Origin of the sequence: Photobacterium sp. GJ3, assembly GCF_018199995.1 — a bacterium.
Taxonomy (GTDB): domain Bacteria; phylum Pseudomonadota; class Gammaproteobacteria; order Enterobacterales; family Vibrionaceae; genus Photobacterium.
Window position 1 is genome coordinate 2,571,035 of record NZ_CP073578.1, and the last position, 14,606, is coordinate 2,585,640.

At 52.5% G+C, this 14,606-nt stretch carries 12 protein-coding genes; 5 read left to right on the forward strand and 7 right to left on the reverse strand.

Going from position 1 to position 14,606, the window contains the following annotated elements; translation table 11 throughout:
- Nucleotides 1–593: 593 nt before the first annotated feature.
- The gene (locus KDD30_RS11740) at nt 594–2,477 is read left to right on the forward strand and encodes a methyl-accepting chemotaxis protein (protein WP_211646048.1); all 1,884 of its coding nucleotides are present in this window, start codon (nt 594–596) and stop codon (nt 2,475–2,477) included.
- A 94-nt stretch (nt 2,478–2,571) separates the two neighbouring features.
- Here KDD30_RS11740 and KDD30_RS11745 read toward each other — a convergent pair whose 3' ends face one another.
- Nucleotides 2,572–3,936 (reverse strand): Na+/H+ antiporter NhaC family protein, encoded by a 1,365-nt coding sequence (locus KDD30_RS11745; protein WP_211646049.1) that lies wholly within the window; start codon nt 3,934–3,936, stop codon nt 2,572–2,574.
- A 363-nt stretch (nt 3,937–4,299) separates the two neighbouring features.
- Between KDD30_RS11745 and KDD30_RS11750 the strand changes: the two genes are divergently transcribed.
- Nucleotides 4,300–6,183, forward strand: coding sequence for a methyl-accepting chemotaxis protein (locus tag KDD30_RS11750; protein WP_211646050.1), 1,884 nt, complete (start codon nt 4,300–4,302; stop codon nt 6,181–6,183).
- 129 nt (nt 6,184–6,312) lie between these two features.
- Here KDD30_RS11750 and kdsA read toward each other — a convergent pair whose 3' ends face one another.
- The 6 genes from kdsA to hemA all read right to left on the reverse strand — a co-directional run bounded on the left by kdsA (nt 6,313) and on the right by hemA (nt 11,761).
- Nucleotides 6,313–7,167 carry a 3-deoxy-8-phosphooctulonate synthase gene (kdsA, locus tag KDD30_RS11755; protein WP_211649892.1) on the reverse strand — a complete coding sequence of 285 codons (855 nt, stop codon included), beginning with the start codon at nt 7,165–7,167 and terminating at the stop codon, nt 6,313–6,315.
- A gap of 42 nt (nt 7,168–7,209) precedes the next feature.
- Nucleotides 7,210–8,025 (reverse strand): SirB1 family protein, encoded by an 816-nt coding sequence (locus tag KDD30_RS11760; RefSeq protein WP_211646051.1) that lies wholly within the window; start codon nt 8,023–8,025, stop codon nt 7,210–7,212.
- Nucleotides 8,026–8,030: 5 nt separating this feature from the next.
- The gene (locus tag KDD30_RS11765) at nt 8,031–8,411 is read right to left on the reverse strand and encodes a SirB2 family protein (RefSeq protein WP_211646052.1); all 381 of its coding nucleotides are present in this window, start codon (nt 8,409–8,411) and stop codon (nt 8,031–8,033) included.
- A gap of 52 nt (nt 8,412–8,463) precedes the next feature.
- A complete protein-coding gene (prmC, locus tag KDD30_RS11770; protein ID WP_211646053.1) occupies nt 8,464–9,309 on the reverse strand; it encodes a peptide chain release factor N(5)-glutamine methyltransferase in 846 nt (281 codons plus the stop codon).
- Nucleotides 9,309–10,397 carry a peptide chain release factor 1 gene (prfA, locus tag KDD30_RS11775; RefSeq protein WP_211649896.1) on the reverse strand — a complete coding sequence of 363 codons (1,089 nt, stop codon included), beginning with the start codon at nt 10,395–10,397 and terminating at the stop codon, nt 9,309–9,311. Before prfA ends, prmC begins: the two co-directional genes overlap by 1 nt.
- Before the next feature lie 101 nt (nt 10,398–10,498).
- Nucleotides 10,499–11,761 (reverse strand): glutamyl-tRNA reductase, encoded by a 1,263-nt coding sequence (gene hemA / locus KDD30_RS11780; protein ID WP_211646054.1) that lies wholly within the window; start codon nt 11,759–11,761, stop codon nt 10,499–10,501.
- A 291-nt stretch (nt 11,762–12,052) separates the two neighbouring features.
- Here hemA and lolB point away from each other — a divergent pair, with 291 nt between their 5' ends.
- The 3 genes from lolB to KDD30_RS11795 are packed head-to-tail and all read left to right on the forward strand — an operon-like array spanning nt 12,053 to nt 14,590.
- Nucleotides 12,053–12,730 carry a lipoprotein insertase outer membrane protein LolB gene (gene lolB, locus KDD30_RS11785; RefSeq protein WP_211646055.1) on the forward strand — a complete coding sequence of 226 codons (678 nt, stop codon included), beginning with the start codon at nt 12,053–12,055 and terminating at the stop codon, nt 12,728–12,730.
- Nucleotides 12,731–12,747: 17 nt separating this feature from the next.
- Complete coding sequence (gene ispE, locus KDD30_RS11790) at nt 12,748–13,611, forward strand: 4-(cytidine 5'-diphospho)-2-C-methyl-D-erythritol kinase (protein ID WP_211646056.1); 864 nt, start codon at nt 12,748–12,750, stop codon at nt 13,609–13,611.
- A gap of 31 nt (nt 13,612–13,642) precedes the next feature.
- Nucleotides 13,643–14,590, forward strand: coding sequence for a ribose-phosphate pyrophosphokinase (locus KDD30_RS11795; RefSeq protein WP_211646057.1), 948 nt, complete (start codon nt 13,643–13,645; stop codon nt 14,588–14,590).
- Nucleotides 14,591–14,606 lie beyond the last annotated feature (16 nt).

Consider the following 14,606-nt stretch of genomic DNA (forward strand, 5'->3'; position numbering starts at 1 on the left):
TTCAAGGTTGCCGCCCCTCCATGGTGGTGGCAGTACCAAAACAGCGCTCAGTGTAAAGGAATCACTCTTCGCGGTGGCAAGTGATTTCATCAGAGTGTTAGGGTGATCACTATGCAATCGATACCATTTTTTAATTTGAAGGAGATAGCAACAATATTACCCTTTTCAGGGATGATTTCATCGCGTTTATGAATCGAAATCACACTGCCTCAAGCTTCGCTCTCCGCAAGGTTATCCCAGCGGTTGGCAGAAATAGATAAGCACAAAATTGTACAAGTCACACATCTATCCGCAACCGTCCTGAAAATCGATGATTATTTGTGCAACTCAAAATTTGTGATTCATTTTTCTCAGGAAATCATCAGGTGTTTCACATCTTTCTAATGTATTGAATCAGGTGGAGTTATGCTCTGAAAGCACCGAAACATGCCTATGACATCACAACATTAGCCGCATCTAATATTTAAGTTTGGACATACAAGCGTCGTTTTACTCATTAGAATCTCTGCGTTGTTTCGTCTGTTTGTCACAGCTTTTGTGCAACCTGATGAGAAACACCGCCTATAGCATCCGTTCCTTCGTCGAGACCTAAAATGAAACTGACGCTCAAACAAAAACTCATTGGTGCCAGCTTGTCTGCCGTTGTGGTGATGGCCACCGCGCTGACCTGGCTGGCGGCAAGCCAACTTCATGAACAAACTCAAAACAGCATTTTTGACCGGGCGGACAGCCTGAGCAAAACTGCAACCAAAGGGATCAGTGACTGGATCCATATTCGCAGTAATATTACCGGGGCAATGAAGTCTTATATTGAGGCAGAAGATCCAGTGCCTTATCTGCAGCAAGCACGTGATGCCGGCGGGTTTGTCCTGACCTATTTCGGAACCCCCTCTGGCAACATGGTTCGTTCAAATCCAGAACGCAACCGTGCAGGTTACGATCCTCGTGTTCGTCCCTGGTATATCAGTGCTCAGTCTGAAAACAAACCGATCATCAGCGAGGCATATCATGATGCCGTGACCAATGCCCTGTTGGTCACACTGGCCGAGCCTGTGAAGAAAAACGGTCAACTGATTGCCGTCGTGGGTTCAGATGTTCTGATCGATCAGATGATTTCAGATGTCATCAGCCTGGATGTCGGTGAAAATGCTTATGCGATGTTGCTCAATACTCAGGACAACACATTCTTAGCACATCCCAACAAGTCGTTACTGCTGAAATCCATCAACGAATACGATTCAGCTTTAAATATGAGTATCATTCATCAGGCCGTCAGCACCCGGACCCTTGTGAATGAAACCATCAAAGGAAAAGAGAAGCTGCTCTACTTTACCGAAGTTCCCGGCACACCGTGGATTTTAGGTCTGGAATTGGACAAGGCGACGGAAGAAGCCAGCCAGAGCGAGCTGCTGACCCGGCTGATCCTTGCTTCAATCTTGATTACGCTGGCTGTACTGGCTGCGGTGGCCTGGCTGGTCGGTTACCTGTTCCGCGATTTGGGCCGGGTGTCTGAAGCGCTGGCGGAAATTGCCACCGGTGAAGGCGATCTGACCCAGCGCCTGGAGCCACGCAGCGATGATGAAGTCGGCCAACTGGCCCACAACTTCAACCGTTTTGTCGGTAACATGCACGGCATGGTGATGCGCCTGCGAGATGTCTCCCAGTCCCTGAATTCTCAGGCACATCAAACCGCTTCTCAGGCGGAAGAGCGCAGCACCCGCATCCGCCACCAGCAGGATGAAATCAATATGGTCGCCACGGCTATCAATGAAATGGCGGCCGCAACGCAGGAAATTTCCGGCAATGCCGATAACACCGCCCGCACGTCCACAGAAACTGTGCAAGCGGCGGAAGATGGTGCCGCACAGGTCGAACAGAGCCAGCATTCCACCACCAGTCTGGCCGGAGAAGTACAAACGGCAACCGGTGTGATTGGCGAGCTGAATCATCATGCGCAGAGCATCAACACCATTTTGTCGACCATTCAGAATATTGCAGAGCAGACCAACCTGCTGGCACTGAATGCGGCCATTGAGGCGGCCCGTGCCGGTGAACAGGGGCGTGGTTTTGCCGTGGTGGCCGATGAAGTGCGTGTGCTGAGCCAGCGCACTCATGCGTCCACGCAAGAAATTCAGCAGATGATTGAAACCCTGCAGCAGACGACAAGTCGTGCCGTCGGGATCATGGATGACAGCCGCCGTCTGGCGGAAACCAGTGTGGATGATGCCAACTCGGCTTCAGCCAGCCTGACTCAGATCATTTCTGCCATCACCAATATCAGTGATATGGCGACGCAGATTGCGTCGGCGGCGGAAGAGCAGTCTTCTGTAACTTCGGAGATCACCCGCAATACCGAAGGGATCCGGGATGTATCGAATGAGCTGGCGCAGGAAGCAACTGAAGCAGCCCAGCAGGCGGCGCAGTTGTCTGAACTGTCGCACGAACTGCAACAGGAAATCAGCCGATTCAAGCTCTGATTTCTGCCCTCGACGGCCAGTATTACGGATGATTCTGAACGTTTTGCAAAAACACCCCATATCGGGGTGTTTTTTTATGCCGGGTGATTCCGGCTTATGCTGTCGCGGCCATTCGCTGCTGATGCTTCACAAACACAGCAATCAAAGCGCTGGCTGCCAGGAAGAAGCAGTAATAAGAATGACTCACCACCGTCAGCGGTGACAACCCGAACACAGAGCCTAACAACAGCCCCTGTGCCCCATAGGGCAGGATTCCCTGAATCACGCAGGAGAAAATATCCAGCAGGCTCGCAGAACGACGCGGCGTGACGCTGTTTTGCTCCGCCAGCTCACGGGCAACGCTCCCGGCAACAATAATGGCGACCGTGTTATTTGCCGTACAGACATTGGTCAGGCTGACCAGGCCAGCGATGCCCAATTCACTGGCTCGCTGCGATGGCTCTCCGCCGTTGTTCTTGCTGAAAGCCCCAATCAGCTTGTTCATCAGTCGGGTCAGAAACGCCAGACCACCCTGACGACGCATCAGTTCCCCCAGCCCGCCAATCAGCATAGACAGCAGGAAAATTTCCTGCATATTGCCGAATCCGGCATAGATATCCTGCCCCCAGTTTGCCAGACCGTAATCGGACACCGAGAGTAATCCAACGCCCCCCGCCAGAATGAGTCCAAGGCTGAGCACCACAAACACATTCAGACCCGCGACAGCCAGAACCAGAATGGTCAGATACGGCATGACTTTCAGCCATTCAATGCGAGTAACCGTCGGCACTTCAGAAGGAGCTGAGTGAAACAGGAATAACAGAATCGCTGCTATCGCAGCCGGTATCGCAATGGCAATGTTCTCACGGAACTTGTCGCGCATTGCACATCCCTGCGAGCGCGTGGCTGCAATCGTGGTATCCGAGATGATCGACAGGTTATCGCCAAACATGGCGCCGCTCAGGACTACACCAGCCGTCAGGGCTTTATCCAACCCCGCGACTTCTGCAATCCCCAGTGCGACAGGGCCAACCGCCGCTATGGTTCCCATTGATGTCCCCATCGCCGTTGCAATAAAGGCCGCAATCACGAAAATCCCAGGCAGAATCAGACTGGCGGGTAACAGCGAAAGGCCCAGGTTTACCGTTGCATCCACACCGCCGGTGGCTTTGGCCACAGCGGCAAACGCACCCGCCAGCAGATAAATCATGCACATGGCAATGATGTCGCTGTGCCCGACTCCACGCATAAAACTTTCAATGCTCTGATTCAGCTTGTCTTTACTCAGCAAAATGGCCAGCAACACAGCCGGTAAAGCGGCAACCGGCGCAGGCAACTGATAAAAAGCAAAGTCAATACCCTGCCAGGTCAGATAACTCCCGACACCGATAAACAAAGCCAGAAAAACGGCCAGTGGCAATAACGCCAGCGCAGACGGTTTGATGGGGGCAGAAGAGGATTGTGTGTGGTCGTACGACATAATGACTACAGGGTATACTGATAAATGGGTCGCCTAGACTAATTGCTGCACTCACACGTGTCAACTTCTAGACGTCTAAACATCCATATGCATGGCATTGAAATTCACGCCGCCAAATTAACTTTTATGCATATCCCTCCGCATATATACAATACGCTGAATATCTGGCCGATTGACAGGAATGACAAATTTTTATCCTATTACTGTCAATTATCAGTCAGATCAAATCCTTAAATTTACATATACAACAGTCGTATAGCTATATAGAATTCTCAGGATTCTTTTTCTCCATTTGTCACATTTTTTGTGCAACAAATGAGAAAGCATCGATTTCAGCTTCCGTTCCATCCATCGAGACTCATCATGAAACTGACCCTAAAGCAAAAACTCATAGGTGCCAGCTTATCTGCCGTCGTGGTTATGGCAACCGCGCTGACCTGGCTGGCCGCGAACCAACTTTATCAGCAAACACAAAACAGTATTTTCAGCCGAGCAGACAGCCTGAGCAAAACAGCAACCGCAGGGATCAGCGACTGGGTAGAAATTCGCCGTGGCGTCACCAGCGCGATTAAACCCTATCTGGATACTGACGCGCCCGTGCCGCACCTTCAGCAAGCGCGAAACTCTGCTGGCTTTGATGAAATCTATTTCGGAACAGCGGAAGGCCGCATGGTACGTTCCTACCCGGAACGAAACCGTGCCGGATACGATCCCCGTCAGCGTCCGTGGTATATCGATGCACAAAAAGCCAACAAACCTATTATTACCACGGCTTACCGCGATGCCATTACCAATGCACTTTTGGTCACGCTTGCTGAACCGGTAAGCAAAAACGGGCGATTAACTGCTGTGATCGGCTCTGACGTTCTGATTGATCAACTGATTTCCGATGTGATCAGTCTGGATGCCGGCAAGAACGCGGAAGCCATGCTGATCAACACTCAGGACAACACGTTTCTGGCGCACCGCAATCAGTCTCTGCTGCTCAAACCAATCAGTGAATATGATGCTGCGCTCAGTATGAGCGTGATTCAAAAAGCTGTCAGCACCCGAACGCTTGTGAATGAAACCATTCAGGGGAAAGCCAAGCTGCTGTACTTCACAGAAGTGCCCGGTACACCATGGATTCTTGGGCTGGAAATGGACAAAGCGACAGAAGAAGCCAGCCAGAGCGAACTGCTGACCCGGCTCATCCTGACCTCAATCGTAATTACGCTGGCCGTGCTGGCCGCGGTGGCCTGGCTGGTCGGTTACCTGTTCCGCGATTTGGGCCGAGTGTCTGAAGCACTGGCTGAAATTGCTACCGGTGAGGGCGATCTGACCCAGCGTCTGGAGCCACGCAGCGATGATGAAGTCGGTCAGCTGGCCCACAACTTCAACCGTTTTGTCGGCAACATGCATGGCATGGTGTTGCGCCTGCGGGATGTCTCTCAGTCGCTCAGTTCTCAGGCGCACCAGACCGCTTCTCAGGCGGAAGAGCGCAGCACCCGCATCCGCCACCAGCAGGATGAAATCAACATGGTGGCCACAGCCATCAATGAAATGGCGGCAGCCACACAGGAAATTGCTGGCAATGCCGACAATACTGCCCGCACTTCAACAGATACCGTGAAAGCGGCCGAACATGGTGCGGAGCAGGTTGAACAGAGTCAGTCGTCAACAACCAGTCTGGCCGGTGAAGTGGAAACCGCAACGGATGTCATCAGCGAGCTGAATCATCACGCGCAAAGTATCACCACCATTCTGTCGACCATTCAGAATATCGCAGAGCAGACCAACCTGCTGGCACTGAATGCGGCGATTGAAGCGGCCCGTGCCGGTGAACAGGGTCGTGGTTTTGCCGTGGTGGCCGATGAAGTACGTGTGCTGAGCCAGCGCACTCATGCATCGACGCAGGAAATTCAGCAGATGATTGAAACCCTGCAGCAGACCACAGGCCGTGCCGTAGGCATTATGGATGACAGCCGCCGTCTGGCGGAGACCAGTGTGGATGATGCCAACTCAGCTTCAGCCAGCCTGACTCAGATCATTTCTGCCATCACCAATATCAGCGATATGGCGACGCAGATTGCGTCGGCGGCGGAAGAACAGTCTTCTGTGACGTCAGAGATCACCCGCAATACTGAAGGGATCCGGGATGTCTCGAATGAGCTGGCGCAGGAAGCCGGTGAAGCAGCCCAACAGGCCGCGCAGTTGTCTGATCTGTCTCACGAACTGCAACAGGAAATCAGCCGATTTAAACTGTAATGCCACAAGGCCGGTCAGTCACCGGCTTTCTGAACACAAAATAGAAAGGGGTGTCGTCAGACACCCCTTTTGTTTTTCTTGGCTTCACCTGTGTTTCAAGCGCGATTCGCACATGAAATTTGGGGCGATTTAGTCGATCTCAATCGCATCAAAGCCTTTGATCAGATCATCGAGCTGTTTGATTTGGCTCAGGAAAGGTTCCAGCTTGTCCAACGGGAATGCAGACGGGCCATCACAGCGCGCTTCATTCGGATTCGGATGCGCTTCCATAAACAGGCCAGCAATGCCAGCCGCCATTCCGGAACGCGCCAGCGTGACTGTTTGCTCACGACGACCACCGGATGCAGCACCCAGCGGATCACGGCATTGCAGTGCATGGGTAACGTCAAAGATAATCGGACTGCCTTTGGAAGCTTTCTTCATCACATCGAAGCCCAGCATATCAACCACCAGATTATCGTATCCATGCAGCGCACCACGCTCACACAGAATGATCTGATCGTTCTCACACTCAGCAAATTTCTCGACGATGTTGCCGACCTGCCCTGGACTCATGAACTGAGGTTTTTTCACGTTAATCACGGCACCGGTTTTTGCCATGGCTTCAACCAGATCAGTCTGACGGGCCAGAAACGCAGGCAACTGAATCACATCCACCACATCTGCCACGGGCTGGCACTGATACTGCTCATGGATATCGGTGATGATTTTCACGCCAAAGGTATCTTTCAGTTCCTGAAAAATTTTCAGGCCTTCTTCCATACCCGGACCACGGTAAGAATGAACCGATGAACGGTTCGCCTTATCAAAAGAAGCCTTAAATACATAAGGAATGCCCAGCTTTTCCGTCACTTTGACGTAATGCTCGCAGATCTGCATCGCCAGATCACGAGACTCCAGGACATTCATGCCCCCAAACAGGACAAAGGCTTTGTCATTCGCGACGTCGATATCGCCAATACGAACCACTTTCTGTTCCATGATGCTTCTCTTCTTTTCTTTGTGATTCTTTTCAGCCACCGGCACTTAGTGAAGCACCGGTGCCTGCGCATTCAATACTTTTACCTGAAGCTTCAACAGTTCCGCTGCGGGATCTTCCGGACACTGCTCAATGAAATAGCTGTAGTCCATCGCTGCGGCATGGCTGCATTCCAGTTGCTGATAAATATAGCCCCGATCACGGATTTCATGCGGATCACCAGGACGCAGCAGTAATGCCAGATCGCTGCAGCGCAGTGCATCGGCGTACTGTTCTTCACGCAGCAGCGCGCTTTTCAGCACCGTCAGCCAGCGAGCCAGCACATCGGTGTGGCTGGTCGGCGTCAGATAACTGTCGCGCCATGGCGCCAGCGGGCCTTTGTGGCCTTTCAGCCAGGACCCCAAGGTTTGCTGGCTCACGAACTCACCATCAAACGGATTGATGAACTGAACCGGTGCATCCGGCCAGTCGACACGCAAAATATACTGGGTCGGAAAAGCCACACCGGACACCGGCAATTCCAGATGCTGCGCAACATACATCAGCACTGCGCCCAGACTCACCGGAATGCCTTTACGACGTTCCAGAACCTTGTCGAGATAGGCATTTTCTGCCGCGTAATACTGATTGCGGTCCCCGCAAAAGCCCCATTCGTGATAGAAAAGGCGGATCAGCCCTTCCAAACGCAAATGCGGGTTGGTTTCCGTCATCAAAGCCGCTTCAGCTTCCTGAACCAGCTTATCCAGTTGCAGGCGAACCCACTGAGACGGAAAACCCGGCTCCAGATCCATCATGATATCGATGGCACCATCCACCAGCGTAATGGCTTCGTAATTGCGGCTGCTTACTTCAGTAAAGTGCATCTGTCTTACCCCAGCAGCGGCATTTTAGTGACCGCCAGTTTGCCGGCCATCGCCAGCCAGCCCAGTGCACCCAAAAAGGCAAAGGTCTTGAAGACTTTGTTCTTCCCAAACTTCAGCGCAAAAAAGCCCAATGCAATATAAGCCAGTACACAGGTCAGTTTCTCATTCAGCCAGTCCGCACCAGGGCTGAATGGCATGAAGCCGGTATAAACAATGAGTCCGACCCCACTGAGTAGCAGGAAGGTATCCACGACATGCGGTGTAACCTTCAGGACTTTTTTCTGCATCAGGGGCGAATCAGCCATCATCAGGCCAAAACGAACGACAAACAGCAGCACGCTCATCGCAATAATCGTTAAATGAAAATGTTTCAGTGCTATGTACATCTGGTTTTTCTCTTTATCGTTTCCATGAATGATATTGACCGGCAGGTCTCCATCAGTCCGACCAGCAACCTAAGCTTACTCTGTCCTGGCCTGCATAATCCTGAACGGTCATCACGTGCTGATAACCCAGTGTGTCAAATATTTCCCGGACGGCCGCGCCCTGCTGATAACCATGCTCCAGCAACAGCCAGCCCTCCGGATTTAAAAATCGTCTGCTATGGTCGCAGATCCAGCGAATATCCGCCAATCCGGCCTCTTCCGCCACCAGCGCACTGCGAGGTTCAAATCGAACATCACCCTGACTGAGATGCGGATCCGTTTCATCGATATATGGCGGGTTACTGACAATGACACTGAATCGCTCATCGTCAGGCAGCGGACTGAACCAACTGCCGCACAAAATCCGGACATGCTCATAGTGCAGACGCTGACGGTTTTCTTCTGCCAGTGCCGCCGCTTCCGGACGCAGATCAATGCCGGTAAAGCGACAATCCGGCCGCTCAGAAGCCAAAGCGAGCAAAATCGCCCCGGTCCCGGTGCCCAAATCCAGTACGGCAGCACCCGCAGGAATTTTCTCCAGTGCGAGTTCAACCAGCCGCTCGGTATCTGGTCTTGGTATCAGCGTATGCGGGGCCACTTTCAGGGGCAGCGACCAAAACTCGCGTTCCCCGACAATATAAGCCACCGGCTCACCTTGCTGACGGCGTGCCAGCAGCGCCTGAAATGCGGTATTTTCTGCATCCGTCAGCGCTTTTTCCGGCCAGGTCAGCAGGTAACTGCGCGGTTTGTCCAGAACATGGCAAAGCAAAACAGCCGCATCAATGTGCGGGCTGTCCGAACCGGATTGGGTCAGTTGGGTTGCAGCCTGTTTCAGGGCTGCTTCAATAGAAGGATTCATCAGCCCTGATCAGCCATCGCAGCCAGCAAGTCGGCCTGATGTTCCTGCAACACAGGGTCGATCAGACTGGCCAGCTCACCTTCCATGACTTCATTCAGGCGGTAGATGGTCAGGTTGATACGGTGGTCCGAGACCCGTCCCTGCGGATAGTTGTAAGTCCGGATCCGGTCTGAACGGTCACCAGAACCCAGCAGGTTGCGTCGGGTGCTGGCTTCTTCCGCCTGACGTTTCTCTTCTTCTGCTTTGATGATACGCGCTGCCAGCACAGACATCGCTTTTGCTTTGTTCTTATGCTGAGAACGCTCATCCTGACACTCCACCACAATGCCCGTTGGCAAGTGAGTGATCCGGATGGCTGAATCTGTAGTGTTGACGTGCTGACCACCGGCACCCGAGGCACGGAAGGTGTCGATTTTCAGATCACCGGCATTAATTTCAGGAATTTCGGCTTCCGGAATTTCCGGCAGCACAGCCACAGTACAGGCCGAAGTGTGCACACGGCCCTGCGATTCAGTTGCCGGAACACGCTGAACGCGATGACCACCGGATTCAAACTTCAGCACGCCATAGGCACCTTCGCCGCTGATCTTGGCAATCATTTCTTTATAACCGCCATGCTCCGCCTGACTGGCACTCATCACTTCGACACGCCAGCGACGGCTTTCCGCGTATTTGCTGTACATCCGGAACAGATCGCCCGCAAAGATCCCCGCTTCATCACCGCCCGCCCCGGCACGGATCTCAATAAAGCAGTTGCGCTCATCGTTGGGATCTTTCGGCAACAACAGCACTTGAAGCTCATCTTCCAGACGCTCAATCTCACTTTTGGCCTGTTTGAGTTCTTCCTGTGCCATCTCACGCAGCTCAGGATCATCCTCATCGGCCATTTCTTCTGCGGTGATCAGATCAGACTGAACCTGCTGGTAAGCCCGGAAACACTGGCTGACTTCTTCCAGCTGTGAATATTCACGGGACAGCGCACGGAATTTATCCTGGTTCGCAATAATGGTGGCATCACCCAGCAGGTGCTGCACTTCCTCGTGGCGTTCAACCAGAGATTCTAATTTCGCTAAAATGGACGGTTTCATCATGTTGACAACATCAGACCTAAATCACGGCCTGCGGCTGATCATCCAGCGGCAGGCCAATTTATCAATCAAATTCGGTTTACCGGCGTCAATCCGCCCGGTTAATCTTTCAGGACATCCAGCCCCAGGGTTTCGCGAATCACAGCCAGCTTTTCAGGCTCACCATCATGGGCGGCCTGCTGCATTGCTTTGGTTGGCGCATGAATCAGCTTATTGGTCAGCCGGTTACTGAGCTCAGCCAGAACCTTCTCAGGCGAAGTACCATTGGCCAGTGCCTGTAAGCTCCGGCTTAAGAGTTCGTTTTTCACATCATCCGCATAACAACGGTACTGACGGATGCTATCAACCGCTTCCAGTGAACGAAGCCAGCGCATAAAGGCTGCACTCTCTTCACTGACAATGGCCTCAGCCTGAATCGCCGCAACTTTCCGCTGTTCACGATTTCGTTCAACAATCGTTTGCAAATCATCCACCGTATACAGATAGGCGTCATCCAGTTCGCCAACCTCAGGTTCAATGTCTCTTGGCACTGCAATATCAACCAGCAGCATGGGCTGATGGCGACGCATTTTCAGTGCTTTTTCGACCATGCCTTTGCCAACAATAGGTAAAGGACTTGCCGTGGCACTAATCACAATATCTGCCCGATGGATATGCTCCGGGATTTCAGGCAGCGTCAGCACTTCGGCCCCAAACTCTTCGGCCAGTGCCTGTGCCCGCGACTGAGTACGGTTGGCAATCATCAGACTGCGACAACCATGCTCCACCATATGGCGTGCAACCAGTTCCGTGGTCTCACCTGCGCCAATGAGCAGCACGCGGGCTTCACTCATCGACTCAAAAATCTGTCGGGCTAACGTGCAGGCTGCAAAAGCAACCGACACCGCATTGCCACCAATTTCGGTTTCCGTCCGGACCCGCTTCGCCACGGAAAAGGCTTTCTGGAATAGTTTCTCCAGCATCCCGTCCATGGTGTCATAATCACGGGATTCAGAATAAGACTGCTTCACCTGCCCCAGAATCTGCGGCTCGCCTAGCACCAGAGAATCAAGCCCGCAAGCCACTCGCATCAAATGCCGGACTGCTGCCTGCTCTTCATGGTAATAAAGACTCGGCATCAGTTCTTCAGCAGAGATCTGATGAAAACGGCTGAGCCAGTCGATCATGATCCCCGGACCACGATGAGACACATCGCAGTAAATCTCCGTTCGGTTGCAGGTCGAAACGATCACACCGCCGTGAACCTCCGGGTGCTGAGCCAGCGTTTGCAGCGCTTCGGTCATTTTTTCCGGCGAAAAGGCAACACGTTCACGCAGGTCTACAGACGCTGTTTTGTGATTGATTCCTAATGCAAGCAAGGTCATGGAGATGGTGTTACCTACTTCTCGATGCGAAAGATCCAGCGGGGCATTTTACTTGATGACCCTGCGTAATAAAAGGATATGCGTTGATTCTGTCTGACTGAACACGTTTTCAGTGCATTCGCCAAGGATACAAAACCTGACTTTACAGACAATTTTCTAGAATGTCATGGTTGAACAAAGTGGAAAGATTCTGAAAAGAAAGTCATGTTATGATAACCACTTGATGCAATGATTAATCAAGAAAAATGAAATTCAGCATCGGCTGATCTTTCGGGGAAATGTATGCAATTGATGCAAAAAGTAACCGCACCTCTTTTTGCCCTCGCCGCTGGTTTTGTGGCAGGAAAACACCAATACACAAAAAGTGCAAGGGCGGGGAAAACACTCACCATCGGCAGTTTTCTGCTGATCTTATCGGGTTGCACCACCACCTCCCAATCCGGTCAGCCCGTCACGAGCTGGGACAGCCATCAACAAGCGCTTCAGACAATTTCTGGCTATCAGGCCACTGGCAAGCTGGGCTATATCAGTCCGGAACAACGGTTCACCGCCAATCTGAACTGGAAAAATGAGACCGGCGCGGATCACCTCCGGCTGACCAACTTTTTAGGAACCACTTTACTCAAACTGGATACGCAGCCGGGCCGGGCGGTCTTGATTGATAACGACGGCAAACGCTATCAGGGACCCGACGCCGCTGCACTGGTGCTGAAACTGACCGGCATTTCACTGCCCGTGAATCAAATGCGCGACTGGCTGATCGGCCTGCCGAGCGGTGCTGACACTTATCAGCTCAATGCGGAAAATCGTGTGGCTTATCTGGCCAAACAGGTCGGCAGTCAGCTCTGGCAACTGGATTACAACGTCTATGATGAATCCGCAACACCAGCCCTGCCGAGTCGTCTGGTCTTATCACAAGGCGACATTCGCATCACGCTGCTGATCAACCGCTGGCAAGTTCAACCTTAACCTTCATGGCATCCATCATGCATCTGACAACAACAACCTGGCCCTCACCCGCGAAACTGAACCTGTTCCTTTATATCACCGGGCGCAGGCCCAATGGCTATCATGAACTGCAAACCCTGTTTCAGTTTCTGGATTATGGCGACACGCTCACCATTACCCCCAGGGAAGATAACGTCATTACTTTGACGCCTGCAGTAGACGGGGTCAAACTTGAAGATAACCTGATTTACCGGGCAGCAGATGCGTTACGAAAGCAAGCCGGAATCACCGCTGGTGCCGATATTCAGCTCCATAAAGTACTGCCGATGGGCGGTGGCTTAGGCGGCGGTTCCTCCAATGCGGCCACCACGCTGGTTGCGCTGAACGCCTTGTGGCAAACCCGGTTTACCGCCGATGAACTGGCAGGGCTCGGGCTGGCGCTGGGCGCTGATGTGCCTGTGTTTGTCCGCGGTTTCAGCGCCTTTGCAGAAGGTGTCGGAGAATTATTGCAGCCTGCGGAACCGGAAGAAAAATGGTATCTGGTGGTGAAGCCACAGGTCAGTATCGCAACCGTAGATGTGTTCACTGCACCTGATTTAACGCGAAATACCCCGAAACGGCCGTTATCCGTGCTGTTGGACAGCCAATACGAAAACGATTGCGAAAAAATCGTGAGAAGAATTTACCCTGAGGTTGATATGGCGCTTTCGTGGCTGTTAGAATACGCGCCGTCTAGATTGACCGGCACTGGCGCTTGTGTTTTTGCTGAATTTAGCACTCAGCAAGCGGCTACTGCAACTCTGAACAAACTACCCGACTGGCTCCAAGGCTTTGTCGCCAAAGGGATGAATCAATCGCCATTGGTCCATGCCCTGAACGAACATGCTGCGGAAAGTCAGTAAATACAACTTGGACGCAACTGAGGTTTACCCCGTGCCTGATATGAAGCTGTTTGCTGGTAACGCTACACCAGAGCTAGCCCAACGCATCGCTGACCGTCTTTACATTTCACTTGGAGACGCGACAGTGAACCGTTTCTCCGATGGTGAAGTCTGTGTTCAGATTAATGAAAACGTTCGCGGCAGCGACGTCTTTATCATTCAATCGACCTGTGCCCCGACCAACGATAACCTGATGGAACTGGTTGTAATGATCGACGCCCTACGTCGAGCTTCCGCCGGCCGTATCACAGCAGTTATCCCTTACTTTGGTTACGCCCGCCAAGACCGCCGCGTTCGTTCTGCACGTGTTCCTATCACGGCTAAAGTTGTTGCTGACTTCCTGTCTAACGTGGGTGTTGACCGCGTCCTGACTGTTGATCTGCACGCAGAGCAGATTCAGGGCTTCTTCGATGTCCCTGTTGACAACATCTTCGGTTCTCCGGTTCTGCTGGAAGACATGCTGGCCAAAGACCTGCAAGATCCAGTCGTGGTTTCTCCGGACATCGGCGGCGTTGTGCGTGCCCGTGCAACGGCCAAACTGATGGACGACACGGACATTGCAATCATCGACAAGCGTCGCCCACGCGCCAACGTCTCTCAGGTGATGCACCTGATCGGTGACGTTGAAGGTCGCGACTGTATCATCGTTGATGACATGATCGATACCGGCGGCACGCTGTGTAAAGCTGCTGAAGCGCTGAAAGAGCGCGGTGCCAAGCGTGTATTTGCTTACGCGACTCACCCGGTTTTCTCTGGCAACGCACCGGAAAACATCAAGAACTCTGTGATCGACGAAGTGATCGTCACAGACTCGATTACGCTGTCTCAGGCAATGCTGGACACAGGCAAAGTGTCTGTATTGACCCTGTCCGGTATGCTGGCTGAAGCCATTCGCCGTATCAGCAACGAAGAGTCTATCTCTGCGATGTTCGAGCACTAATCGCTCAACCTCTGAG